Source organism: Tundrisphaera macrotermitis, assembly GCF_051175315.1.
GTDB lineage: Bacteria > Planctomycetota > Planctomycetia > Isosphaerales > Isosphaeraceae > Tundrisphaera.
In genome coordinates this window covers 6,653,002-6,675,857 of sequence record NZ_CP195100.1, presented here as the reverse complement: position 1 = coordinate 6,675,857, position 22,856 = coordinate 6,653,002, and the positions used below count along the sequence as shown (strand labels likewise).

The window sequence follows — 22,856 nt, the reverse complement described above, 5'->3', positions numbered from 1 at the left end:
GATGACCCCAGGCCGCAGGCCCCTCCGCTACGATAGCCTCGACGCGATCACCGCCGACGTCGATCGGCTCCTCGCCGGACACACCAGGGTCGGCCGGTGGTCGCTGGCGCAGATCTGCCAGCACCTGGCCACCATGACCCGCCTGGTCGTCGACGCCCCGCCCCCGACGCCCGATGCCCCGCCGCCCGCGAGCAACCCGGACCTCAAACGCCAGGTTTTCGAGACCGGCCTCCTCCCGGAAGGCATCCCGCTGCCGCCGACCCTGGTGCTCCCGCCCGTCCGCGAGGCGCGCGAGGAGGCCGAGGGCCTCCGCGACGCCCTGGCCCACTACGCGGCCTCCCCCGGCCCGGCGATCCCCCATCGCGTCTTCGGGCCCCTGTCCAGGGAGGAATGGGATCGGCTCGTCCGGATCCACTGCGCCCACCACCTGAGCTTCGCCATCCCGGACCCGTCTTAACGGTAGGACTTGGCGGCGACGGGCCACTGGTCGCCGCGGCGGTCCTTGGCCCTCTGGAACGCGCGTTCGCGTTCCAGTCGGGTCTGCTGGTGGAGGTCCAGGTAGAGCTGCCGCTCCTCGTCGCTAAACGCCTTGCCGCGCCGGCCCATGACCGTCTCGGCGGTGGTGAACAACTGGGAGAGGTCGAACCCCGGGGCGACCTGGCCATACAGGACCGAGGTGAACGACGGGATGTGCTTGGGCAGGAGCAGCCCGGCGGGCAGGACGTTGCACATCACGCCGATGCTGGTGCCGGTGTTGAGCATCGACCCCATCCCGGTCCGGGTGTGGTCCCCCACGAAGCAACCGACCTTGGCCTGGCCGGTGGCGATCGGGTCGCCGACCAGGGGGACGTGGACTTCGCCGTAGTCGTTGCGGAGGTCGCTGTTGGAGGTGATCGCCCCCAGGTTGACCCACTCGCCGACGTAGGCGTGGCCCAGGAAGCCCTCGTGGTACTTGTTCGAGAAGCCGTGGACGACGCTGGCCTCGACCTCGCCGCCGATCCGGCAATTCGGGCCGATCGTCGTGCCGCCCCGGACGTTGGCGCGGAATAGCTGGGTCTGCCGGCCGATGTAGCAGGGGCCTTCCACCCGGGTGAACGGCTGGATGAAGGCCCCGGCGGCGACCGTGATCGGCCCTCCGGTGGTGTCGAACACGGTGTACGGATCGACGCGGGCCGTCTCGTGGATCGACAGCAACTCCGACGGGCCGACGATCGCGGCCGAGGCCAGGTGGCGGTTGCTCACGCGGGCCGGGCCTTCGGCGTGGAAGTCGCGGGCCAGGTGATCCGCGTTGCGCGCCACCAGATCCCAGGGCCGGGCGATCCATTCCCCCCCGATGTCGCGGCATTCGGCGCGGGCCATCAGGTCCTCGAACCAATCGGCAACCTGGTTCGGGCGGAGGCCGACCGAGTCGTCGGGATCGACCCAGGCACAGGCGGGCTGGCCGTCGCACAGGCCGACCCACGGGGCCGTCCCGCCCATGATCGAGGGGTCGACCTGGGCCGGAGGCACCCACCGGCCGTTGGCCACCAGGACCGGCCCGCGTGCGAGCCAATCGGCGTCGTTGACGACCGTCTGCGGGTCGCGGGCCTTCTGGACCGCCGCCAGATAGGGCCGGACGATCACCGCTCGGCGGGCCGGGCCCGGCCTGGCCCCGAAGGCTCGGGAGATCTTCGAGCCCAGGGTGCCCGAGCCGAGCCGCAGGTCGAACACCGGCCGCGTCAGGGTCAAGGGTTCGAGGCCCGAGACCGCGCCATCTTCGACGAGGCAAAGACGCATCGATCGACTCCTTTCGTGGCGGACGGACGCCGGGGCTCCACCCGGGCCGGGGCCTCGCCGTGCGGATCGCGCAACGGGGCCCTAATGGGGAAGATCGAGATCGGTTCGGCGGGGGCGACGGCAATTCTTCCGCCATCGGCGTTCGGCCGCCGAATCGACCACAATCGGCACATCTCCTGCAATTCCTCCAGAAATTCGGGGCGGAATCGACTGGCCGGCTCCATTTTCGTTGAGTAGACTTTATCTGGATGAGTCGCGAGCCGGACCCGGCTCCGAACCCCGGCTTGCTGGTTGGGGTCGGAAGGATGGCCCGGTTCGCGACGCAGCTCCGATCGCCCCTCGATGGGGCGGTCGTGCATCCGGCCGAGAGGAAACGGCCGGGTGCGGGATGGAGTTCGTCGCGGCTCGCCCGGCGGGCTCGGGCCCCATCCCAGGTTTTGCCCGCGTCGCGCGGGGAGGTTTCCCATGTCCGTCGCACTTCGCATCCAGAATCCGATCGCCCCCACCGCTCTCGTGACGAATCCGACCCAGACCGTCCGTCACGTCGAGCCCGTCGACCGCGGCCACCTGGCCTGCGAGGCCCCGGATGCCGGCTACAGCCGCTCCGCCGAGGCCCCGGATGCCGGGTACTCCCGCAACGAAGCGATTTCCGCAGTCTTCTCGCATGGCCGAAGCCGGAGCTGAGCGGTCGGGCCAGGATCTCATCCTGGGACACCGAAGGCCCCACCGCCCCGTTCTTCCGGTCCTACTCGCTCGGCCCCACCCGGGCCGTCCGGATTCGAGACCGGACTGATCTCATCCTCCGGGCGTCCCTCGACCTGCAACGCGGTCGGGGGACGCCCGGCGTCGTTTCGAACCGGGATCTAGGCGGAGAATCCCTCGGCCCCCGCGGCCAGGGGCACCGGCTCACCCTCCTGGTCCGAGAACGAGCCGACGGCCTCCGCCCGGCGTGCGGCGACGGGCAGGCAGGCCAGGGCCAGGCCGAGCGCCGCGAGGACGATGGCGGCGGCCATCCAGAACGGGGCGCCCGTGTTGCCCCGGCCGAACAGGAGGTTGGCGACAACGTAATTGACCATCCGAGCCAGGGTTTGCGCCGAGGAGAGCGTGCCGAAAACGGCCCCTTGCTCGCGGCTCGGGGTGATCTTGGAGAGCATCCCGTTGATGCTGGGGGTCGTCAGCCCCTGGCCGATCCCCACCGCAAGGGTCGAGGCGAGGATGGCGGCCGTCCCGGAGGTCCACCCCAGCCCGACGAATCCGACGATCAGCAGGACTAACCCGGCCACGATCAGTTTCGGCTCGCCGAAGCGGGGCACCAGCCGTCGGAGCAACCCGCCCTGGGTGGCGGCCCCGACCAGCCCGAGGAAGGCGAACCCGCCCAGGACGCCGACCGGACCCCAGCCCTGCCGCTGTTCGAGGTAGAGGCTGAAGGTGCCTTCCAGGGCCGCGAAGCCCAGGATGACCAACGAGCCCAGGGCGATCATCGCGCCCACGATGGGCATCGAGACGCTATCGGCCAGGCCCCGGAGGCTGACGACCCGGGCCTTTTGCCGGGCTCGCGCGTCGGCCGGCAACGACTCGGGGAGCCGGGCGAGGACCAGGATCCAGGCGATCGTCGAAAACCCGCCCGCGACCAGGAACGGCAGGCGGAGCCGCCATTCGGGGGCGATCGGCAGCGACACCAGCCCCATGCTCAGGATCGGCCCGAGCACGAACCCCAGGCCGAAGGCCATCCCGATCAGCCCGTATCCCTTAGCCCGGTCGGCCGGCTTGGTGACGTCGGCCACGTAGGCCTGGGCCACTAGGATGTTGCCGCCGGAGGCCCCGTCGAGCAGGCGGGCCAGGAACATCGTGGTGAAGTCGGTGGCGAACCCGAGGATGAAGAACGAGATCGCGGTGCCCGCCTGGCTGGCGGCCAGGACCGGCCTGCGGCCGAAGCGATCGCTCAGTCGGCCCAGGATCGGCCCGGCGACCAGTTGCGCCATCGGGTAGGCGGCCAGCAGCAGGCCGATCTGCCGGCCATCGAAGTGATATTCCTTGCCGAACGGGGCCAGCAACGGCATCACGATGCTGAAGCCGAGCAAGTCGACCAGCACGATCAGGACCACGACAACCAGCGGAGACATCAACGATCACCCTCCCGGGCCGGACCGACGGATCAAACGGGTCGCTCGGCGACGCTTCGCGATTGGTAATCTCGCAGCAGTCGATCTTGCGTCGCGATCAGGAGTCCTTCCGACGCGAAAGCTCCCAGATGGTAGGCCAAGGTCGCCACGCACAGGGTGGCATGCCACCCGCCACGCGACACGAGCGTCGCGACCAGCAACGCTATACCCCATCCGGCGTAGACCAACGCCTTGCGGCGATTCTTCTCCCCCTGGGCCGCCATCCAATCGGGCCACCCGCCCGCCCGGACCAGGTGAGTGACATACCGTCCCGACCGTGAAATCGAGTCGATCGCGAGGATATGGGCCATCAAGCTTCCACCGGCCGACCAATCCGGCGGGGGCCACCCCAGGGCGAGGCCGGCCGCCATCGCGACCCAAGCGCCCGATGCGAGCCCAGAAAAGATCCAGAACATCGGCTTCCTTGGGCTCGCTTGGGCTCGCTCGGGGCAAACACCTAGACTACGGCACGCCGACTCCTTTGGCAACGCGGCACGCCCCGCGTACAATCCGATGCTTGGCCGGGATCCGCAGATCCGAAAGCCGACTTCTACCTCTCCATAGGGTTCGCGCCGTGAACGATGCCTGGATCGCCGATCGGATGAAACACATCGACGCCTCGGGCATCCGCAAGGCGTTCGACATGGCGAAGTCCATGAAGGACCCGATCAACCTGTCGATCGGCCTGCCCGACTTCGACGTCGCCGACCCGGTCAAGGCCGCCGCCATCGAGGCGATCGAGGGCGGGTTCAACGCCTACACGGTGACTCAGGGCATCCCCGAGCTTCGAGGCGCGATCCAGTCCGCCGTCGACGCCGAGTTCCACCACGCCGATCGGCAGGTCCTGATCACCTCGGGCACGTCCGGGGCGCTACTCCTGGCGCTCTGCTGCGTGGTCGATCCCGGCGACGAGGTGATCCTGTTCGACCCCTACTTCGTGATGTATCGCCACCTGGTCACGCTGGCGGGCGGGACGTCGGTGATCCTGGACACCTACCCCGACTTCCGGGTCGACGTCGACAAGGTGGCCGCCGCCATCACCCCGAAGACCAAGTGCATCCTGGTCAACAGCCCCGCCAACCCGACCGGCGTGGTGGCCTCGGCCGACGAGATGGGGCGCCTGGCCCGGCTCTGCAAGGAGCGGGACGTCCTGCTGATCAGCGACGAGGTCTACCGGGCCTTCTGCTTCGATGCCCCATTCGCCGCACCGGCGACCTGGAACGAGGATGTCCTGGTGGTCGACGGCTTCAGCAAGTCGCACGGGATGACCGGCTGGCGGCTAGGGTTCGCCCACGGGCCGGCCCGGCTGATCCAGGAGATGGCCAAGCTCCAGCAGTTCAGCTACGTCTGCGCCCCGAGCATCGTCCAGAGGGCCGGGGTCGCCGCCCTCGATGTCGACCTTTCCGGCCACGTCGATGCCTATCGCCGCAAGCGCGACGCCGTCGTGGCCGCGCTGGGCGACCTGTACGACCTGCCCACGCCCAGCGGGGCCTTCTACGCCTTCCCGCGCGCCCCCTGGGGCACCGCGACCGAATTCGTCGCCGAGGCAATCCGTCGCTCCCTGCTCATCATCCCGGGCAACGTCTTCAGCGCGAAGGATACCCACTTCCGGATCTCGTACGCCGTTGCCGACGACACCCTGGCGCGGGGCCTCGACGTCCTGCGTTCCCTGGCGACCGACCCCCGGGCCGAATCCCTCTAACGGGATCAAGCGGGGCCGCCGACCGTCCGCCGCCCGGGTCATGGCCCCGCCTTGCGTGCCCGGAGTGCATCGGCGAATGCTGCATGCTCGGGCGTGGCCATGCCTCGGTCCAGGGGGGCGATCAGGGCATCGAGGTCGTCGGCATAGAGGGCGGCAGGATCGAGCCAGAGGCCGGGGAAGACTCTTGAACGGAGCGTACCATCCTCGGCTGGCGAGATCGGCTCGAAGCGGCCATCGCGTCGGGCAAACCATAGGACCTGGTCGGGATCGACGCCGACGAACAGGTATTCCAGCACGCCCGAGCGTTCGTACTGGTCCTTCTTGGGGCCGAGGTCGTAGGCCCGGCTGGCGTATCCGATCTCGACGACCAACTCGGGAGCCCCGACCAGATATTCATTGATGACCCTGGCCTGGCCCCCATGGTCCTCGCGAATATGGAGCATGCAATCGGGCTGGACCTCGGCATCGATTCCCAGCTTGGTCGTGACGTTCACCGGGGATTTTAATCCAGGAGTCCGCCGTCGGTAGGATTGAATCCAAAGACTGATTGCTCCGTCCAGGTCGCCGTGACAGTAGCGCAGCGCCGACATCATGTAGACCACTCCGCCGACGAGTTCCGCCCGGACGTCCTCGGGCATGGCCAGATAACGGTCGTGGAACGTGGGCTGGTCGAGCCGCTGGCCATGAATCAAGGGTGGCTGGGTGACGGTCGTGGTTCGATAGACGATACTCATCGGCGGAGATCTCCTCACCAGCCGGGGAACGCCAACGGGCCGGGATGATCACAAATCTGTGTCAACCCGGCCCGTCGATGATTTCGAGGTTCAACCCGACCGGGCCGAATCAGGCGCTTTCTTTCTTGCGTTCCTTGGCCGGGGTCATCGGGATCGGCGGGGTATCGAACAGCTTCTTTTCCTTGCGGACCACCTCGGGGGTGATGATGTACTTGCCCTTCTCCTTGGGAGACTTGTCGGGCAGTTCGTACATCACTTCGAGCATGATCTCCTCGACGATCGACCGCAACCCGCGGGCGCCGGTGTCCTTGGCCTTCGCCTTCTTGGCGATCTCGACCAGGGCCTCGGGGGCGAATTCGAGGTCGGCCCCTTCCATCTCGAAGAATCGCCGGTACTGCTTGACCAGGGCGTTCTTGGGCTCGGTCATGATCTGGACGAGGGCCTCGACGTCCAGCGGCATCAGCGGGCAGACGATCGGGAGGCGGCCGACGAACTCGGGGATCATCCCGTATTCGAGGATGTCGTCCGAGGCGACGCGGTCGAGCAGGTCGCTCAACTCGTGCTCGTGCTGGGCCTCGGTCTGGCTGCCGAAGCCGATCGTCTTCCGGCCGATCCGCCGGGCGATGATGTTGTCGAGCCCGACGAACGTCCCGCCGCAGATGAACAGGATGTTGGTCGTGTCCATCTGGATGTACTGCTGCTCGGGGTGCTTGCGGCCCCCCTGGGGCGGGACGTTGGCGATCGTCCCTTCGAGCATCTTGAGCAGGGCCTGCTGGACCCCCTCGCCCGAGACATCCCGCGTGATCGAGACGTTGTGGTTCGTCTTGCCGATTTTGTCGATTTCATCGATGTAGATGATGCCCCGTTGGGCACTCTCCAGATCGAAGTCGGCGGCGTGCAAGAGTTTGAGGAGGATGTTCTCGACGTCCTCGCCGACGTAACCCGCCTCGGTCAGGGTGGTGGCGTCGCCGATGGCGAACGGGACGTTGAGGATCCGGGCCAGGGTCCGGGCCAGCAGCGTCTTGCCGCATCCCGTCGGGCCGATCAGGAGGATGTTGGACTTATCGAGCTCGATCTCGCTGCCGGTCTCCTCGGCGTGGACCAGCCGCTTGTAGTGATTGTGGACGGCGACAGCCAGGACTTTTTTGGCCCGATCCTGGTCGATCACGTAGGAATCGAGCTGTTCCTTGATCTCGCGAGGCGTAGGGATGTCCGTGAACAGCGTCTTGGGGACGCCCCGGCGCCGACGCTCCGTGTCGAGGATCGACTGGCAAAGCTCGATGCATTCGCCGCAAATATAGACGTCACCAGGGCCTTCGACGAGCGGGCCGACGTCGCGGTAGCTTTTGCGGCAGAACGAGCAGTAGGCGTTTTTCTTGGTGCCACCGGTCGTCCCCGTGGGGGCACTGCCGCCACCTCCGCCACGCTTGCCCCCGCCTCCCGACGAGCCGCCCGTGATGTCCTTACCCGATGGCATGCCTAGTCCTTTCGTCCCTCGAAACGGGGACCCGCCTTGGAGACAAGCGTCGGGTCGAGGATGGCGAAGACGATTTTGCGGAAGCCTGCCGTCGAGGACGGCGATGGTCCGAATTGGCGACCCGGGCGTCGTTTACCCATCGGGATGGGCTCGTGACGACCCCCCGGATCATCGTGACCGATCGCCCCGAACTCCTTCTCGAGGATCCCGGCAAGCTTCCCATCATTCGCCAACTGGGTCATTCTAATGGACGAAATGGCCCGGTGCAACCCGACAGGTAAATCCGACCCTCGCCGGTTCGTGGCATTCGGGTCGTTGTGGCTTGATCGGGCGGCGCGGGTCGGCGCCATGACAGACAGCGGGTCGTCTTCGGCGAAACCATCCCGGCCCCCTCCCATTTGCCGGATGAGCATCAGGCCGTCTCGCCCCCAGGATCGCCCCATCCCGCCAGGATGCGGCGGGTGGCGGCCCCCAAGGTGTACCCCGCGATCGCCCCGGGCTCGACCCATCGTGCGGCGACAAGGCCCGGCCCGGGGGCCGGTTCGCCGGACAACCATTTGGCATGATGGGCGGTCAACGTGACTTTGTGGGTCGTGACTCCGAACTTGATCGTCCGCCAGGGCGGCCCGACGTCGGCGACCACCCCGGTCAGGCGGAGGACCCCATCGGCCAACTCGATGGCCTCTCCGAATGATCGCCCGGCCGGGTCGTGGCCGGCCAGGTGGATGGTCGGGAGTTCCCAGAAGTTCTCCCAGAGCCGGCCCTTGCCGCGCTGCACCAGGAGCAATCGGCCCTCCCGGGTAACCAGGGCGCAGGACTCGGCCACCTCCCGGGGCGGCGGCTTGGGGGCGATGATCGGCAGGCGATCCTGGAGGCCCAGGGCCCGGGCACGACACTCCGCCGAGACGGGGCACGCCAGGCACAGCGGCCCGCGCGGGATGCAGACCAGGGCCCCCAACTCCATGAAGGCCTGGTTGAAATCGCCGGATCCCGTTTGCGGGACGAGCCTGCCGGCCGCCTCCCAGAGGCGGGCCTGGGTCGCGGACGCTTTCAGGTCACCTTCCCACGCCAGCCACCGCGCCAGGACTCGCTGGGTGTTGGCCTCGACGATCGGCGCGGCGCGATCGAAGGAGAACGAGAGCACGGCCCCCGCGATGTAGCGGCCGACGCCCGGGAGGGCGAGCAGCTCGTCCGGGTCGGACGGGAAGACCCCGCCGTGGCCCTGCTGGATCGCTCGGGCCGCCGCATGAAGCTGGCGTGCCCGGCGATAATAGCCCAGTCCCTCCCAGGCCTTCAGGACATCCGCCTCGTCGGCCTCCGCCAGCGATTGCAAATCCGGGAATCGGGCGAGAAATCTCGCGAAGTACGGGATCACCGCGGCCACCGTCGTCTGCACCAGCATCATCTCGGACACCAGGATGCGATACGGGTCGCGATCCTCCCGCCACGGTAATTTCCGGGCCGCGCCCCGATACCAGGTGTCCAACTTCTCCCGGATCCGACCGATCCAGGCCGGGTCGAGATCCGGGGCTCCCGAGCTGTCAACTCCGGTGTTTACGGGCTTTTTTCGGGCCATGAACGAGTTCTCTGCATGGATAAGATGGACTGATTGGGGAGAAATTCCTGGTTAGGGGATTGACCTTGTGTTTGTGTAGGTTAAATTAGGGTTGTGCGAGCGGGATTAAACCTGCCGGACACGCAAGGTTCGAGGCCGCCGCCGGGCGGTCCGGACGCAACAGTTCTGGAAGGATGACACCATGATCGGCCACATCGACGCGACGCTCGAATGCGATAACCGGACCGCGGGCGATCGGATGACGGAGAGGTCCGATCTTGGACGGGTCGATCGGCCGAACCGCGGCCGGGATGCCGCCAACCCCTTGGAGCGACTCGTCCAGCTCATGCATTCCAATGATCGGCTGGCCGGCGAGTTGGAACTGGCACGCGGCCGGATCGTCCGGGCCCGGGCGGCCCTCGCCACCCCGGCGGGTGACACTCGGGTCGGGGCCCTCTACCTCGCCGTGTGCAAGACCAAGCATCGCGGCATCCTGGCCCAGCTCCGGGCCAATCGGCATGAGGTGAACGAGATCCTGGGGATGGGCGAGGGTCGGGGTCGAGTTGAAGGTTGATCACGCCAGCGGACGGATCGAGTCGGGTCATCCTGGGTGGAATGAGGCCAGATAGTCAGACTGGGGATTGTGGACTCATGGATCAGATCAGCTCGAATCATGCGACGACGAGGGGGGGTCATTCGACCGGCGGCGAGGCCGCGATGAAGCCGAAGAAGTACAAGGCGGCCCATGCGCCCCTGACACCCGTGCAGCAGGAACTCGCCGAACAATTTTTGCCGCTGGCCCGGGGCCTGGCGAAGCCCCTCAAGAAGATGTTCCGGCACTGGCGGGATGATTTCGAGTCGGCGGCCTGCCTGGCCTTGGTCGAGGCGGCGCGATCGTTCGACCCGTCGCGTAACATCCAGTTCGCCACCTTCGCCCGATTCCGTATCCGGGGTGCCCTCAACGACGTGGGCCGCTCGATGTGCCTGTCCGGGTGGGAGAAGGATTACGAAAACGCCCCGGAAGTCCATCGACTCACCCCATTGAACGAGGAGTTCGGGGTCGCACTCAACTCCCCCTCCAACCCCGCCGTTGGCGCGGACGTGGACGCGGCCGACTCGGTCGATCGGCACCTCCGTCGGATCCCCCCGCGTCACGCCGAGGTCTGCCGGCTCCGCTATCTCGAAGGGAAGACTTTGGCCGAGGTGGCCGAGGTGATGGGGGTCTCGCAATCGGAGATCAACCGGATCCATCGCCAGGCCATGGAATTCCTCGCGGAACCTTATCGCGCCGACACCTCGTACCAGCCGACCTGGCGACGAGCCCGGCGGTCGCGCAAATCGTCCATGGCCCAGGAACTCGTCGGCGTCTGAGTCGAAGCCCCGCGATCGTCAGTTGATTTTGCTCATGTGGAATGTTTTGGCAACCCCTCGAAGGAGATGACCATGCTTGTTTTGAAGCGCAAAGAAGGTCAGTGGGTGGATGTGACCCACCGCTCGGGCGACGTGTTGCGGATCCGGGTCTGCCGCATCGAGCCGGGGATGCCCGGGCAGTTGAATCTGGCGTTCGACGACGATGACCGCCACTTCGAGATCGAGCGGCCCGAGCGCAAGCGGCGCCCCCTGGAGGTCGAGCTATCCGCGCCGCCCGTCCCCGAGGTCGCGGAGGCCGTCACGTCCCTGGACTGACAGCCGCTTGCGTATCGGGATGGCCGAGCATCGGGGCCGGCGGATGGAGTGTCCGATGAGATCCCCATCCGCGGTCCGACGATGAGGCGTGCGAACGATCGGCCTTCGGGGGCCGTCGGGACGGGGTCGGGGGGCACGTCGATCGTGTCCCCCGTTTCGTTGCGGTCGGCCGCCGGCTCAGGCCTCGGCCAGGATCAGGTCTTCCCGTGGCGCCGTGGCCGCCGGGACGGACGAGCGGACGAGGGCCGTTTCCGTGCAGTTGGGGAACAGCGGGCAGCGGACGCACTCGTTCCAGATCTTGTGGGGCAGCTCGGTCTTCTCGACCTGGTGGAACGAGCACTTCTCGAAGAAATCGGGCACGTAGGTCAGCGTGAAGACCGAGGGGATTTCCAGCTCCTCGGCGGACTTCCAGCAGGCCTCGACCAGCTTCCGCCCGATGCCCAGGCCCTGGGCCCGCTCGGAAACGGCCAGGCACTTCAGCTCGGCCAGGTCTTCCCAGAAGACATGGAGGGCCGCACAGCCCACAACCTGGCCCACGTCGTCGGTCGCCACGAAGAATTCGCGGATCGACTCGTAAAGCTCTCCCGGAGACCTCCGGATCATCAGCTTCCGGTCGGCGAAGGATCGGATCAATTCCTGGATGGCCGGGACGTCACCAACGCGAGCGGGGCGAATGTTCAATCGAGGGACCCCCAAACCCCGGGGGTGAACCCGGGTTTTGTTGCCTCGGCCTCAAGATCCCCGGACCGCCGGGTTTTCTCGGGCAAAAGCGTAATACCAATTTTAGGAGCACCGGCCCCCGAATCAAGTGGTGAAATTCGGATCGGGGCGAATGGGCTATTTCCGCAGGGTCGTCGTGGAGTCGGTCCGTGCGGTCGCCGAGGCCGGCTCGGCGACCGCCCCCGCCTGAGAGGCCCGCTCGACCATCCGCCTGGGGAGGACGCGCTCGCGATAGAAGTCTTCCATGTGTCGATAGTCCGGCCCTCGCGAGACCTCGACCAGCCCGAAGTTGTGATCGATCTCGGCGCTGGCCTGCTCCAGGGTCCAATTGCAATAGAGCATGCGATAGGCCATCTGGACCATCGACGCCCGGTTGATCCCGTGGTGGCAGTGGAAGTAGACCGGCTGGTTGGCGGGGTTGGCGAGTTCCGAAGCGGCGATCTCCAGGAGATCGGAGATGGTCCGGCGATCGTCGGGGCCGCGCTGGTCGACGATCGGGACGTGGACCCAGCGCACGCCCAGTTCCTTGGCCAGCGCCTGCTCCTGCTGGGGCAGGGGGTGGGTCATGGGGTGGGCGAGGGCGACGATGGTCTTGATGTGGCGATCGCGGATGATCCGCTTCATCGGCCAGGTCTTCTGCCAGGCCCCGCGATAGATCCGCCCCGGCTCGACCTCGGCGAAGCGGTCGGCGAAGAGGTAATCGTGGCCGTGCCTCCAGGCCTGGTGGCAGGCCAGGACGCCGAGGGCCAGGAACAGCACTCGCCGGGTCCAGATGCGTCGCTTGGTCATCGGCACGAACTCCGTTTCGTGGGTCGGATTGCCCCGGGGCGGCGACGCCCGCCGGGGCGCGAGGCGCGGATGGTATCAGGGATCGGTCGGACCGCCTAGATCGTCCAAGACCCGGCCCATTTCCTGTGGATCGGCAATCCGGGGGCTCGATTCCAGTTCGAACCGGCGGCCGGATCGGGAATTGCCGTCGCGACAATTGGTGGAATCGGTAAGATACCCCGTCTATGGCGCGGGGCCGAGTCGGGCGGATCCGCCCCGTCCCCGGCCCGACGGGCCGACGGCAAGGCCCGCCCGAGACCAACCCGCATGATGACGCCACGTCGGACGCTCTGGCTCCTGATCGGGGCATCGACGCTGCTTCGGCTCGCCTGGGCCTCGATCCTGGGGCCGGGCAACGACGAGGCCTACCATTACCTGTTCTGGGCCCACCCCGACTGGAGCTACTTCGACCACCCGCCGATGGTGGCGGTGATCGAGTCGATCGGTCCGGCGCTGCTGCGCGGGTCGACCTCCCCGTTCGCGCTCCGGCTGGGCTTCATCGCCCTGTTCGCGGGCTCGACCTGGCTCATGTACCGGCTGGCCGAGCGGCCGTTCGGCCCCCGCGTGGGGCTGCTGGCGGCGTTCGCGCTCAACGTGACGGCCTACCACACGGCGGCGGCCAGCTCGTTCGTGCTGCCCGACGGGCCGCTGCTGTTCTTCTGGCTGCTGACGCTCGACCGGCTGGCCGCGGCGTTCGACGAGCCGGACCGGATCTTCCCCTGGTTGGGGGTCGGGGTGGCCTGGGGCCTCGCCCTCCTGAGCAAGTACCACGCGATCTTCCTGCCGGCCGGCGCCCTCATCTATTTGTGGGTCGAGCCATCGGCCCGCCGCGTCCTCCGCCGGCCGGGCCCCTATCTGGCGGCCCTGATCGGGATCCTCGTCTTCTCCCCGGTGATCGCCTGGAACGCCTCCCACCATTGGGTCTCGTTCCTCTTCCAGGGCGGCCGGGCGGTGGGGAGCCTGTGGCCCCGCCCCGATTACCTGGCGGCGATGATCGGCGGACAAATCGCCTACCTCTTCCCGTGGATCTGGATCATGCTGGCCGTGATCATGGTCCGCGGGGTCCGGCAGTTCCGCAAGATCGGGCGGGTCGAGCGCTTTTTCCTGTGCGGATCGATCGCGCCGCTGGTGGCGTTCACCGGGGTGGCCTGCTTCCATCGCGTCCTGCCCCACTGGACCCTGGTGGGCTACCTCTCCTTGTTCCCGTTGCTGGGCCTGGCCTGGGAGGCTCGGTGGCGGGCCGATCCGGCGAAGGCCCTCAAGTATTTCAAGATGCTGGCCCTGGCGACGCTGATCCCCGTCGCATTCGTCCTGGCCGAGTACCAATTCGGCTTCCTCCAGCAGGGGGCGCGCGTCTCCCTCGGGATCCTACCTCCGAAGTCGAAGATCGATCAGACCATCGAACTCTACGGGTGGGATCAGGTGGCGGAGGAGTTGGGCCGTCGCGGGCTGCTCGGCCGCGACACGGATTTTCTGTTCACGGGGAACTGGATTTCCAGCGGCCAGATCGCCTATGCGACCCGGGACAGCGGCATCCCGGTCCTCTGCTATAACGACCGCGATGCGCGTGGCTTCGCCTTCTGGAGCCGCCCCGAGGACTGGGTCGGCAAGGATGGGCTCCTGATCTCGGTCAACGACCGCCAGGCGGAGCCGGAGTGCTACGAACGCTACTTCTCGCGGATCGAGCCGGTGGCGGCCTTCGACGTAACCCGCGCCGGCGGGGTGGTGCGGTCGATCCGGGTTTTTCGGTGCATCCGGCAGATTATGGCCTTCCCCTTCCTGCCGGGCGACCTCGACGCCGAGCCGCGTCGGGTCGTCGCGATCCCGGCCGGCGATGAGGCCCGGGCGAGATCCGGCCTTCCCCGGTCCCGATAGAATGGGCGAAGATGTCAGGCGAACGAGGCCCGTGGCCGGGAAGCCGGGGCCACCACCGAGGAATGCGGAGTCGAGCATCATGGAGTCCGATACGGCCATCGTCCCGGAGCGTCCGCCCGGGCCCGCCTCCCGGGTGGTCGGCCTCTACCAGATGTTCCTCCGGCGCAGCCTGGAGCACTTCTTCCCGGACGCGATCCTCGACCTGGCCAGCGACCGCAGCTTCATCCAGTGGGAGGGGATCGATCGGGCCCGCTTCCGCGTGGCCGACGAGGCGGACGGCCTCGGCGTGGAGATCGAGTGGCTCCGCTCGATCTACATCTTCCAGCCGGGAACGCCGATCCCGTTCCTCCCGTCGGAACGCCGCCTGATCGAGGTGATCGTCGCCATCCTGGACGTCCGGTTCCAGTCGCTCTTCGAATCCGAGGCCGCCAGCCGCGCCGAGCTGTTCCAGTACGCCTTCGAAGACTTTATCGTGGGCGAGTATGTCGGATCGCCCGACGCGTCCCGGCTGCCCACGGCGCTGGAGGCCCTGCGGGTCGCGGCCCTCTCGACTTACGAGAACCGCCGGGTCTCGACCGGCGCGCTGCTGCTGGGCACGGAGCACGACCCGGCCAACCCCGCGTGGAAGAACACCCAGGGGGCTCCCCGGTACAGCGTCCGGCTGACCGCGATCAAGGGCTTCCACCGGCTCTGCGACGGGATCCGCACCGTCTACCTGGTCGACCGGCAGGGGGACCTGGCCCGCGCCGTCGAGGTGTCGAAATGGGCCGACCGGGCCGTCGGCGTCGAGCCGGCGACGAGCCCGTGCCCCCGCGCCTACCAGGACCACGCCCGGGCGACCAGGGAAGGGGGGCACGTCTGCCTGGTGCTTACGCCGTCGCAGGAGATCAAGATCTTCGCCCGGGGCGAGATGATGTTCTCGTTCAGCGACGCCCGCTGGCGCCTGCTCGACATCCCGACCAAGTTCGCGACGTGGTGCAAGGCGGTCGGTGTGACCACCTGCCTCGACCTGGCGGGGCGGATCTTCCAGGCGGCCCTGAATCTCGCCGAGGACCGCAAGGGCGCCCTGTTCGTGGTCCTGCGCGACCCGATGGCGTCGATCCCGCAACTGATCGCCCCGGCCGACCGGATCGACGAGGAGGTCGCCATCGACGATCCCGAGGATCCGGACAATCTCTCCCCCCGGCTGGCGAAGCGGTCGCTCCACCACGTCGTCCGGGGGCGGGGCCTCGCCGACATCGACCCGGCCGTGCTGGAATCGCTGTCCGGGATCGACGGGGCCGTCGTCACCGATCGCGATGGCCGGCTGCTCACCTTCGGCGCCATCCTCCGGATCGCGCCCGAGACGCTCAAGGTCGCGCGGGCCGTCGAGGGGGCCCGGACCCTGGCCGCCCTGGCCGCCTCGCTGCACGGGCCGGTGCTCAAGGTCAGCGAGGACGGCTTCCTGACGATGTTCCTGGGCGGTCGCCGGGTCTGGGAGATGTGACCGACGGAGGCCGCCGCCGCCTCAGACGGCCGTCTTGGCGGCGCGGATGCGGTCCCGATTGATGCCGTGGTGGACGGTCACGACCGGGCGGGCGGTGTGGGCCGATCGCTTGACGCGGGCGGGGGTGGCCGAAGCGTCGCGGGGGCCGGTCAGGAAGTCGAGAGCGGCCTTGAGGTCGGCCGATTTGATTTCGGGCAGGTTGGTTTGCATGGGATTACTGTCGGCTTCGCCTGAGGGGATGGGTCCCCGATCCGGATGTGGTGGGGACGATGATGGCGTCCAGGAATCTAACGCCAGGGATGAGAGCAATTGCCGGGCCGATGGTCCGAAATCGGGCAAAGGCTGGCCGGCATCACTCTCGTGTCACCCAAGTCTACGAAGTCGGCCCCGGTTTTGTCCACTGGCGTGCCTCGAATCGGGCAGTAAACCGCCCGCTTGTGCCTGATTGTTCGGCGTTTTGCTGATGTGTCGAGGGTAGGAGAAGATGAACGACGCCGACGCGAATCGCCGGTTCCACAGGGCCGTCTACCTGGCCGGGCCGACCGCCTCGGGCAAGACGGCCGTGGGGGTGGCCCTGGCTCGAAGGATCGGGGCCGAGGTGATCGCCCTGGATGCGCTGACACTCTACCGGGGCATGGATATCGGCACGGCCAAGCCCACGCCCCGGGAACGCGGCAGGGTGCCGCATCACCTGATCGACGTCCTCGAACCCTGGGAGTCGGCCAGCGTGGCCGACTATCGGGACCGGGCCGCGGCGGTGCTGTCCGACCTGGAGACACGCCACGTCCCGGCCATGTTCGTGGGCGGGACGCCGATGTACCTGAAGACGCTCCTGCGCGGCCTGTTCGATGGCCCGGGGGCCGTCCCGGATCTGCGGCTCGAACTGGAGGAGGAGGCCGCCCGGATCGGCGACCCGGCGATGCACGCGAGGCTCGCCGCGCTGGACCCCGCGACCGCCGCCCGCATCCACCCCAACGACCGCAGGCGGGTGGTCCGGGCCCTGGAGGTGATCGCCGCGACCGGCCGCCCATTCAGCGAGCAGAGGGGCGAGCACGAGACCCCCGCGCCGGCCGGGGTGGCGGTGTTCGCCCTGGACCGTCCCCGCGACGAGCTGCACCGGAGGATCAATGCCCGGGTCGGGCAGATGTTCGACGCCGGGCTGGTGGACGAGGTGCGACGGCTCCGCGACGCCCCCCGCCCGATCGGGCCGGTCGCCTCCCAGGGGGTCGGCTATCGCGAGGTTCTCGACATGCTGGCCGGCGAATTCGGCGAGGCCGAGGCGATGGAACGGATCCGGGCCCGGACCCGGCAGTTCGCCAAAAGGCAGACGACCTGGTTCCGCGGACTCTCCGAGGTCGAGTTCTTCCCGGTCCCGCACGACGAGCCGGCCGAGCAGACCGCCGCGAGGCTGGCCCAGAGGCTGGAGCGCCGCGACCCGATCTGTTCTCCTTGAGGCCATCGCGGAACCCGGTCCATCCTCCCTCCCGACGGCGCCCCGATCATGACATCCGCCTGGTCCTGCCTGATCCTCGCCCTGGCCCTCCCCGGCGCCGATGGCGTCGATGCGACGGCCCGGCAGAAGCCGCCCAGCATCCTGTTCCTGGCCATCGACGACCTGAACGACTGGGTGGGATGCCTGGGCGGCCACCCCCAGGCCTTCACCCCGAACATCGACCGCCTGGCGCGGCGGGGGACGCTGTTCGCCAACGCCCATTGCCAGGCCCCGTTGTGCAACCCCTCCCGATCCAGCCTCCTGACCGGCCTCCGGCCAACAACGACCGGGATCTATGCCCTCCAGCCGGGATTCCGGAAGTCGCCGGTCGCGCGGGACCGGACGACGCTGCCCCAGCACCTCGCGGCCCAGGGATACTCGACGTTCGCCGCCGGGAAGCTCTTCCACGACGGATCGGTTCCCCCGGCCGACCGTCCCCGCGAGCTGCAGGCCTGGGGCAACAACGGCCCGATGCCGTTCCCCACCACCAAGCTGGTGGCCACCCCGGCGGCGATCAAGGCGATGGACTGGGGCATCTTCCCCGAGCGGGACGAGGACCAGGCGGACTGGAAGATCGCCGACTCCGCGATCGCCCGCCTCCGGTCCGCCCCGGCCGACGCCCCGTTCTTCATCGCGGCCGGGTTCCGGCTGCCGCACGTCCCCTGCTTCGCCTCGAAGCGATGGTTCGACCTCCACCCGCTGGCGACCCTCGCCCGGCCGCACATCAACCGCGATGACCGGTCGGACGTCCCCGACTTCGCCTGGAACCTCCACTGGAAGCTGCCCGAGCCGAGGCTGTCCTGGCTGGAACAGAACGACCAGTGGCTGCCGCTGGTCCGGGCCTACCTGGCGAGCACGAGCTTCATGGACAGCCAGGTCGGCCGCGTCCTGGATGCGCTGGAGGCGAGCGGGCGGGCCGACGAGACGATCGTCGTCCTGTGGTCGGATCACGGCTGGCACCTGGGGGAGAAGGGGATCACCGGCAAGAACACGCTCTGGGAGAGGTCGACCCGCGTCCCCCTGATCTTCGCGGGGCCGGGCATCGCCCGCGATGCCCGCTGCGACCAGCCGGCGGAGTTGCTCGACCTCTATCCCACCCTGATCGAGCTGGCCGGGCTGCCCGCCGTGGCCGGGCTGGAAGGGCACTCGCTGGCGCCCCAGCTCCGCGACCCCGCCGCACCCCGCCCCTGGCCGGCGATCACGACCCACAACCCGGGCAATCATGCGGTGCGGTCGAAGGACTGGCGTTACATCCGCTATGCGGACGGGTCCGAGGAACTCTACGACCACCGAACCGACCCCGACGAGTGGATCAACCTGGCGAAGGACCCGCGCCACGCGGAGACGATCCGCGAGCATGCCCGCTGGCTCCCCGCCGCCGACGCCCCGCCGGCCCCCGGGAGCGTGGGACGCCTGCTCACCCGAGGAGTAGGCGGGTGGCTCTGGGACGGCGAGCCGATCGTCCCGGCCGACCTCCAACGATGAGCCAGGACGGCGGGCCCGGGGCGTTTTGACCTTTTCGGGCCCGGGACGATCTGGTATCAACCGACTTCAATGATCGGCCCGGGCCGGGCTGCGCCCGGCGTCGGGGGGAGGGCGGATCGGCCGATCCGACCGGCCCGCGCGACGACGGCGTCGTTCCCAGGGAGGGGACCGTATTCCGATGATCTGGTTATTCGAATCGACCCGGCCCTGCCGGCGATGGCTCGCCCCGCTGGCGATCCTGTCGGCCCTGACGCTCCCCCAGGCCGCGGCCACCGCCCTGGCACAGGCGCCCGAGCGGCTCTCGCCCGGCAGCATGGTGATCCCGGCCGAACCCCTGGACGATCCCCGGTCCGAGCCGGCGGCATTGCCCGCGCCGGACGACGAGGCGGTGATCCCCGCCGGGGCGGCCGACGAAACGAACCCGCTCCCGGGGGCCAAGCCCAAGCCCGGGGCCGCCCCGACGCCGGCCGATGCCGGCGGGGTCTCCGACGGCGACCGCTTCGCCCTGCCGATGGACCGGCTGTCGACGGGCCGGCAGGACTTCAAGCTCTCCATCGACGTCCAGCAGCCCGGGCCCGTCATCAACCTCGGGCGCGAGATGACCGTGAACCTGCTGGTCAAGAACACGGGCAACGTCGAGGCCGTGGGCGTGACCGTCGTCTACCAGGTGCCCGACGGCCTCGAACTGGTTTCCAGCGTCCCCGACTCGATGCAGGACCCGGTCAACAAGTCGAATTACTACTGGAAGAAGCCGTCGCTCGCCGTCGGCACCGACTGGACGATCGCCGTGAAGGTGAAGGCCAACAAGGTCACGGTGTGCGACCACGCGGCCACCGTGACCGCCAAGGCGGGCGCCCGCGCCAGCCTGATCGTCCAGGAGCCGAAGCTCAAGGTCGAACAGACCGTCGACTCGGCCCGACCGCTGATCGGCCGGGCGGCCAACTTCCGGATCTCGGTCTCCAACCCGGGCACCGGCCCGGCCCGCAACGTGGTGGTCCAGGCCAACCTCAGCGACGGGCTCCGGAGCGTGGACGGGGACCGGTCCGTCGAGCAGGTGATCCCGGTCATCAAGCCCGGCGAGCGGTTCGACCTGGATACCCTGGTCGTCGACACCAAGGCCGGCGGCCAGCAGACCTGCACGGTGATCGTCTCCAGCCCCGACGTCACCCCCGTGCCCGATGACGCCAAGTGCGTCAGGGCGATCGAGGTCATCAGCCCCAAGCTGGTCGTCAAGCTCTCGGCCCACGAGCACCGCTACACCGACCAGAAGAACGACTACACCCTGACCGTCGCCAACACCGGCACCGCCCCCATGGAGAACGTCAAGGTGGTGGCCACCATGCCCACCACCGGCGGCCGGCTGACCAACATCGGCGATAACGTGGGCGTGTTCGACAAGCAGCAGCGGAAGATCCTCTGGGCGATCCCCCGGCTCGACCCGGACATGACCCGCGAATTCACGTTCACCTACCAGACCGGCGGGGTCGGACTCTACACCACCCTGGTCGAGGCGACCTCGGGCGAGCTGCGGCAGACCGCGCGGGTGGCCACCGACGTGAAGGGGCTGGCGGTGGTCGTGGTCAAGATGAGCAGCTCCAACCCGGTGATCGACGTCGGCGACACCACGGTCTTCGACCTCCAGATCCGCAACGTCGGCACCCAGGCCGCGTCCAAGATCCTCCTGAGCGGGATGCTGTCGACCAACCTGGTGATCGAGGGGATCTCGGGGCTCGAAACGGTCCAGTTCAAGAAGGAGGACGGCCGTTTCATGTTCCCGGAGATCGACCGCCTGGAGCCGGGGGCGACGCTCACGCTCAGCATCGAGGCGAAGGCGGTCGGCCGGGGGAGCGGCACGTGCCGGGTCCAGCTCGATCACGCCGACCTGCCCCACGGCGAGAAGCCGTCCGAGGATGACCTGATCCACGCCATCGCCCATACCACGATCACCGGCGAGAGCCCGCCCCGGGTGAGCAGCGCCCGGCCCTGATCGGCGACGGGGGCGGGTTGGACCGTGCGAACTCCCTCCCGCCCGATTTCCCATCTTCCCCGGACCGTAAGCGACCGCTTATACTCGTCGGCTGGCCCGGACGTCCCGGCGCGGGCGAAGCCGCCCATCCCGAACCGAAGCATCGGCCCCGAAGCGGGCCCACGCCCCGAGAATCAAGGCCCGACCCGATATGAGCGAGACCGGCGCGAGCAAGCTTCCCGAGATCCTGGCCGGCCACGAGCCCGAGCTGCTGGCCTCCTGGATCGCCGAGCTGGAGGAGGCCGGCCTGGGCCGGGCCTCGGACTTGCGGGGCACCTGCGGCGAGCTGCTCGGGCAGGTGCGCGAGGCCCTGGACCGCGGCGGCCTGGGCGATCTCCAGGGCATGGCCTGGGACGGCGTCCGCCAGACCCTGGCGGAGATCGTCCGGGCCCGGAGCCTGAAGGGCTCCACGCCCACCGAGACGGCGATGTTCGTCTTCTCGTTCAAGAAGACGCTCTTCGAGCGGCTCCGGCTCGCCTACGCGGGGGATGCCGCCCGCCTGGCCGATGAGCTCTGGACGGCCACGACCCTGCTGGACCGGCTGGGACTGTGGACCACCGAGGTCCACCAGCAGACCCGCGAGGAGGTCATCCTCCGCCAGCAGCAGGACATGCTCGAATTGTCGACCCCGGTGGTCAAGCTCTGGGAGGGGATCCTGGCCCTGCCGATGATCGGCACGCTGGACAGCTCTCGGACCCAGATCGTGATGGAGTCGCTGCTCCAGAAGATCGTCGACACCGGCTCGGAGGTCGCGATCATCGACATCACCGGCGTGCCGGTGGTCGATACCCTGGTGGCACAGCACCTCCTGAAGACCGTGACCGCCGCCCGGCTGATGGGGGCCGACTGCATCATCAGCGGGATCCGGCCCCAGATCGCCCAGACGATCGTCCACCTGGGGGTGGACCTGGCCGGCGTGATCACCAAGGCGACCCTGGCCGATGCCCTGGCCCTGGCGATGCGGCGTTCCGGCCTGAAGGTCAGCCGCGCCGCCGACCCGTCCTCGGCCTGACCCGGGCGTCGCGACGTACGACCGACCCCAGACCCTCGAACCGCTCGGGCTCCCCATGGATCGCATCCCGATTCTCCGGATGGGCGAATTCCTGCTCGTCACCATCCAGGTGGACATGCACGATCGCCTCGTCCTGGCCTTGCAAGACGACCTGACGTCGATGATCTCGCAGACCCAGGCCCGCGGCGTCCTGATCGACATCTCGGCGCTGGAGATCGTCGACTCGTTCATCGGCCGGATGCTGGGCCACATCGCCGCGATGACGACGGTCCTCGACGCGCAGACGGTGGTGGTCGGGATGCGCCCGGCGGTGGCCATCACGCTGGTCGAGCTGGGCATGTCCCTGCCCGGCGTCCGGACCGGCCTGGACGTCGAGAAGGGGATGAATCTCCTCCGATCGGCCATCTCGGCCCGTGGGGAAGGGAGCGGCGATGCCCCCGGTGAAGGCTGAATCGATCCCGATCGCCTCGGACAACGACGTCGTCCAGGTCCGCAAGGTCGTCCGGACGTGGGCCGTCGATCTGGGCTTCGGCCTGGTCGATCAGACCAAGACGATCACCGCGGCCAGCGAATTGGCACGCAACACGCTGGTCTACGGCGGCGGGGGGACCGTTCTCCTGGAGGTGCTGTCGGACGGCCGCCGCAAGGGCCTCCGCATGACCTTCGAGGACCACGGCCCCGGCATCCCCGACATTGAGTTGGCGCTCCGCGACGGCTACACTACGGGGCATGGCATGGGCCTGGGCCTCAGCGGCTCCCGGCGGCTGGTCAACGAGTTCGAGATCACCTCCCGGGTCGGCGAGGGGACACGCGTCGCCATCACCAAGTGGAAATGAGCTA

Annotated in this window: 23 protein-coding genes; 14 read left to right on the top strand and 9 right to left on the bottom strand. The window is 68.4% G+C overall.

Going from position 1 to position 22,856, the window contains the following annotated elements; genetic code table 11:
• The first annotated feature begins 1 nt into the window (after position 1).
• A complete protein-coding gene (locus TA3x_RS27005; RefSeq protein ID WP_435017781.1) occupies positions 2-457 on the top strand; it encodes a DUF1569 domain-containing protein in 456 nt (151 codons plus the stop codon).
• On the opposite strand, the gene TA3x_RS27000 is transcribed toward TA3x_RS27005, so the two are convergent.
• Complete coding sequence (locus TA3x_RS27000) at positions 454-1,776, bottom strand: putative sugar nucleotidyl transferase (protein ID WP_435017780.1); 1,323 nt, start codon at positions 1,774-1,776, stop codon at positions 454-456. The two genes, TA3x_RS27005 and TA3x_RS27000, sit on opposite strands and share 4 nt — an antisense overlap.
• Before the next feature lie 465 nt (positions 1,777-2,241).
• On the opposite strand from TA3x_RS27000, the gene TA3x_RS26995 reads away from it, so the two are divergent.
• Positions 2,242-2,460, top strand: a complete 219-nt coding sequence (locus TA3x_RS26995; protein WP_435017779.1) for a hypothetical protein — start codon at positions 2,242-2,244, stop codon at positions 2,458-2,460.
• A gap of 179 nt (positions 2,461-2,639) precedes the next feature.
• Here TA3x_RS26995 and TA3x_RS26990 read toward each other — a convergent pair whose 3' ends face one another.
• Together TA3x_RS26990 and TA3x_RS26985 are read right to left on the bottom strand one after the other, a co-directional pair.
• A complete protein-coding gene (locus TA3x_RS26990) occupies positions 2,640-3,899 on the bottom strand; it encodes an MFS transporter (RefSeq protein WP_435017778.1) in 1,260 nt (419 codons plus the stop codon).
• A gap of 32 nt (positions 3,900-3,931) precedes the next feature.
• Entirely contained in the window at positions 3,932-4,249 is a 318-nt protein-coding gene (locus TA3x_RS26985) for a hypothetical protein (RefSeq protein WP_435017777.1), read from the bottom strand.
• A 263-nt stretch (positions 4,250-4,512) separates the two neighbouring features.
• Between TA3x_RS26985 and TA3x_RS26980 the strand changes: the two genes are divergently transcribed.
• Entirely contained in the window at positions 4,513-5,640 is a 1,128-nt protein-coding gene (locus tag TA3x_RS26980; RefSeq protein ID WP_435017776.1) for a pyridoxal phosphate-dependent aminotransferase, read from the top strand.
• Positions 5,641-5,678: 38 nt separating this feature from the next.
• Here the strand turns inward: TA3x_RS26980 and TA3x_RS26975 are convergent, their stop codons facing one another.
• From TA3x_RS26975 to TA3x_RS26965, 3 genes are all read right to left on the bottom strand, one after another.
• Positions 5,679-6,374, bottom strand: a complete 696-nt coding sequence (locus TA3x_RS26975; protein ID WP_435017775.1) for a Uma2 family endonuclease — start codon at positions 6,372-6,374, stop codon at positions 5,679-5,681.
• Positions 6,375-6,483: 109 nt separating this feature from the next.
• The gene (gene clpX, locus TA3x_RS26970; protein ID WP_435017774.1) at positions 6,484-7,851 is read right to left on the bottom strand and encodes an ATP-dependent Clp protease ATP-binding subunit ClpX; all 1,368 of its coding nucleotides are present in this window, start codon (positions 7,849-7,851) and stop codon (positions 6,484-6,486) included.
• A gap of 412 nt (positions 7,852-8,263) precedes the next feature.
• A complete protein-coding gene (locus TA3x_RS26965) occupies positions 8,264-9,427 on the bottom strand; it encodes an A/G-specific adenine glycosylase (RefSeq protein ID WP_435017773.1) in 1,164 nt (387 codons plus the stop codon).
• A 181-nt stretch (positions 9,428-9,608) separates the two neighbouring features.
• Here TA3x_RS26965 and TA3x_RS26960 point away from each other — a divergent pair, with 181 nt between their 5' ends.
• From TA3x_RS26960 to TA3x_RS26950, 3 genes are all read left to right on the top strand, one after another.
• On the top strand, positions 9,609-9,980 hold the full coding sequence (locus TA3x_RS26960; RefSeq protein WP_435017772.1) for a hypothetical protein: 372 nt from the start codon (positions 9,609-9,611) through the stop codon (positions 9,978-9,980).
• A gap of 143 nt (positions 9,981-10,123) precedes the next feature.
• Complete coding sequence (locus tag TA3x_RS26955; RefSeq protein ID WP_435017771.1) at positions 10,124-10,777, top strand: sigma-70 family RNA polymerase sigma factor; 654 nt, start codon at positions 10,124-10,126, stop codon at positions 10,775-10,777.
• Positions 10,778-10,849: 72 nt separating this feature from the next.
• A complete protein-coding gene (locus tag TA3x_RS26950) occupies positions 10,850-11,092 on the top strand; it encodes a hypothetical protein (RefSeq protein ID WP_435017770.1) in 243 nt (80 codons plus the stop codon).
• 177 nt (positions 11,093-11,269) lie between these two features.
• Here TA3x_RS26950 and TA3x_RS26945 read toward each other — a convergent pair whose 3' ends face one another.
• Positions 11,270-11,773, bottom strand: a complete 504-nt coding sequence (locus TA3x_RS26945; RefSeq protein WP_435017769.1) for an N-acetyltransferase — start codon at positions 11,771-11,773, stop codon at positions 11,270-11,272.
• A gap of 156 nt (positions 11,774-11,929) precedes the next feature.
• Entirely contained in the window at positions 11,930-12,601 is a 672-nt protein-coding gene (locus tag TA3x_RS26940) for a protein-tyrosine phosphatase family protein (RefSeq protein WP_435017768.1), read from the bottom strand.
• Positions 12,602-12,907: 306 nt separating this feature from the next.
• On the opposite strand from TA3x_RS26940, the gene TA3x_RS26935 reads away from it, so the two are divergent.
• The gene (locus TA3x_RS26935; protein WP_435017767.1) at positions 12,908-14,515 is read left to right on the top strand and encodes an ArnT family glycosyltransferase; all 1,608 of its coding nucleotides are present in this window, start codon (positions 12,908-12,910) and stop codon (positions 14,513-14,515) included.
• Between the two features lie 79 nt (positions 14,516-14,594).
• Positions 14,595-16,001, top strand: coding sequence for a hypothetical protein (locus TA3x_RS26930; RefSeq protein WP_435017766.1), 1,407 nt, complete (start codon positions 14,595-14,597; stop codon positions 15,999-16,001).
• Positions 16,002-16,022: 21 nt separating this feature from the next.
• On the opposite strand, the gene TA3x_RS26925 is transcribed toward TA3x_RS26930, so the two are convergent.
• Entirely contained in the window at positions 16,023-16,211 is a 189-nt protein-coding gene (locus TA3x_RS26925) for a hypothetical protein (RefSeq protein WP_435017765.1), read from the bottom strand.
• A gap of 274 nt (positions 16,212-16,485) precedes the next feature.
• On the opposite strand from TA3x_RS26925, the gene miaA reads away from it, so the two are divergent.
• The 6 genes from miaA (at position 16,486) to TA3x_RS26895 (ending at position 22,852) form a co-directional block, all read left to right on the top strand.
• Positions 16,486-17,454, top strand: a complete 969-nt coding sequence (miaA, locus tag TA3x_RS26920) for a tRNA (adenosine(37)-N6)-dimethylallyltransferase MiaA (protein WP_435017764.1) — start codon at positions 16,486-16,488, stop codon at positions 17,452-17,454.
• Positions 17,455-17,502: 48 nt separating this feature from the next.
• Positions 17,503-18,978, top strand: coding sequence for a sulfatase (locus TA3x_RS26915; protein ID WP_435017763.1), 1,476 nt, complete (start codon positions 17,503-17,505; stop codon positions 18,976-18,978).
• Positions 18,979-19,156: 178 nt separating this feature from the next.
• Entirely contained in the window at positions 19,157-20,965 is a 1,809-nt protein-coding gene (locus tag TA3x_RS26910) for a hypothetical protein (protein WP_435017762.1), read from the top strand.
• A 190-nt stretch (positions 20,966-21,155) separates the two neighbouring features.
• Positions 21,156-22,016: an STAS domain-containing protein gene (locus TA3x_RS26905; RefSeq protein WP_435017761.1), complete on the top strand. Its 861-nt coding sequence runs from the start codon at positions 21,156-21,158 to the stop codon at positions 22,014-22,016.
• Between the two features lie 55 nt (positions 22,017-22,071).
• Positions 22,072-22,467 carry an STAS domain-containing protein gene (locus tag TA3x_RS26900; RefSeq protein WP_435017760.1) on the top strand — a complete coding sequence of 132 codons (396 nt, stop codon included), beginning with the start codon at positions 22,072-22,074 and terminating at the stop codon, positions 22,465-22,467.
• Positions 22,448-22,852: an anti-sigma regulatory factor gene (locus TA3x_RS26895; protein ID WP_435017759.1), complete on the top strand. Its 405-nt coding sequence runs from the start codon at positions 22,448-22,450 to the stop codon at positions 22,850-22,852. Before TA3x_RS26900 ends, TA3x_RS26895 begins: the two co-directional genes overlap by 20 nt.
• The last annotated feature ends 4 nt before the right edge of the window (positions 22,853-22,856 follow it).

Excerpts from the sequence above, each read along its gene's own strand:
- TA3x_RS26915 (WP_435017763.1), top strand. The coding sequence starts at position 17,503 with ATGACATCCGCCTGGTCCTGCCTGATCCTCGCCCTGGCCCTCCCCGGC.
- TA3x_RS26905 (WP_435017761.1), top strand. The coding sequence starts at position 21,156 with ATGAGCGAGACCGGCGCGAGCAAGCTTCCCGAGATCCTGGCCGGCCAC.
- miaA (WP_435017764.1), top strand. The coding sequence starts at position 16,486 with ATGAACGACGCCGACGCGAATCGCCGGTTCCACAGGGCCGTCTACCTG.
- clpX (WP_435017774.1), bottom strand. The coding sequence starts at position 7,851 with ATGCCATCGGGTAAGGACATCACGGGCGGCTCGTCGGGAGGCGGGGGC.
- TA3x_RS26990 (WP_435017778.1), bottom strand. The coding sequence starts at position 3,899 with ATGTCTCCGCTGGTTGTCGTGGTCCTGATCGTGCTGGTCGACTTGCTC.
- TA3x_RS26975 (WP_435017775.1), bottom strand. The coding sequence starts at position 6,374 with ATGAGTATCGTCTATCGAACCACGACCGTCACCCAGCCACCCTTGATT.
- TA3x_RS26960 (WP_435017772.1), top strand. The coding sequence starts at position 9,609 with ATGATCGGCCACATCGACGCGACGCTCGAATGCGATAACCGGACCGCG.
- TA3x_RS26955 (WP_435017771.1), top strand. The coding sequence starts at position 10,124 with ATGAAGCCGAAGAAGTACAAGGCGGCCCATGCGCCCCTGACACCCGTG.
- TA3x_RS26950 (WP_435017770.1), top strand. The coding sequence starts at position 10,850 with ATGCTTGTTTTGAAGCGCAAAGAAGGTCAGTGGGTGGATGTGACCCAC.
- TA3x_RS26940 (WP_435017768.1), bottom strand. The coding sequence starts at position 12,601 with ATGACCAAGCGACGCATCTGGACCCGGCGAGTGCTGTTCCTGGCCCTC.
- TA3x_RS26985 (WP_435017777.1), bottom strand. The coding sequence starts at position 4,249 with ATGGCCCATATCCTCGCGATCGACTCGATTTCACGGTCGGGACGGTAT.
- TA3x_RS26910 (WP_435017762.1), top strand. The coding sequence starts at position 19,157 with ATGATCTGGTTATTCGAATCGACCCGGCCCTGCCGGCGATGGCTCGCC.
- TA3x_RS27005 (WP_435017781.1), top strand. The coding sequence starts at position 2 with ATGACCCCAGGCCGCAGGCCCCTCCGCTACGATAGCCTCGACGCGATC.
- TA3x_RS26895 (WP_435017759.1), top strand. The coding sequence starts at position 22,448 with ATGCCCCCGGTGAAGGCTGAATCGATCCCGATCGCCTCGGACAACGAC.
- TA3x_RS26965 (WP_435017773.1), bottom strand. The coding sequence starts at position 9,427 with ATGGCCCGAAAAAAGCCCGTAAACACCGGAGTTGACAGCTCGGGAGCC.
- TA3x_RS26930 (WP_435017766.1), top strand. The coding sequence starts at position 14,595 with ATGGAGTCCGATACGGCCATCGTCCCGGAGCGTCCGCCCGGGCCCGCC.
- TA3x_RS26925 (WP_435017765.1), bottom strand. The coding sequence starts at position 16,211 with ATGCAAACCAACCTGCCCGAAATCAAATCGGCCGACCTCAAGGCCGCT.
- TA3x_RS27000 (WP_435017780.1), bottom strand. The coding sequence starts at position 1,776 with ATGCGTCTTTGCCTCGTCGAAGATGGCGCGGTCTCGGGCCTCGAACCC.
- TA3x_RS26900 (WP_435017760.1), top strand. The coding sequence starts at position 22,072 with ATGGATCGCATCCCGATTCTCCGGATGGGCGAATTCCTGCTCGTCACC.
- TA3x_RS26995 (WP_435017779.1), top strand. The coding sequence starts at position 2,242 with ATGTCCGTCGCACTTCGCATCCAGAATCCGATCGCCCCCACCGCTCTC.
- TA3x_RS26935 (WP_435017767.1), top strand. The coding sequence starts at position 12,908 with ATGATGACGCCACGTCGGACGCTCTGGCTCCTGATCGGGGCATCGACG.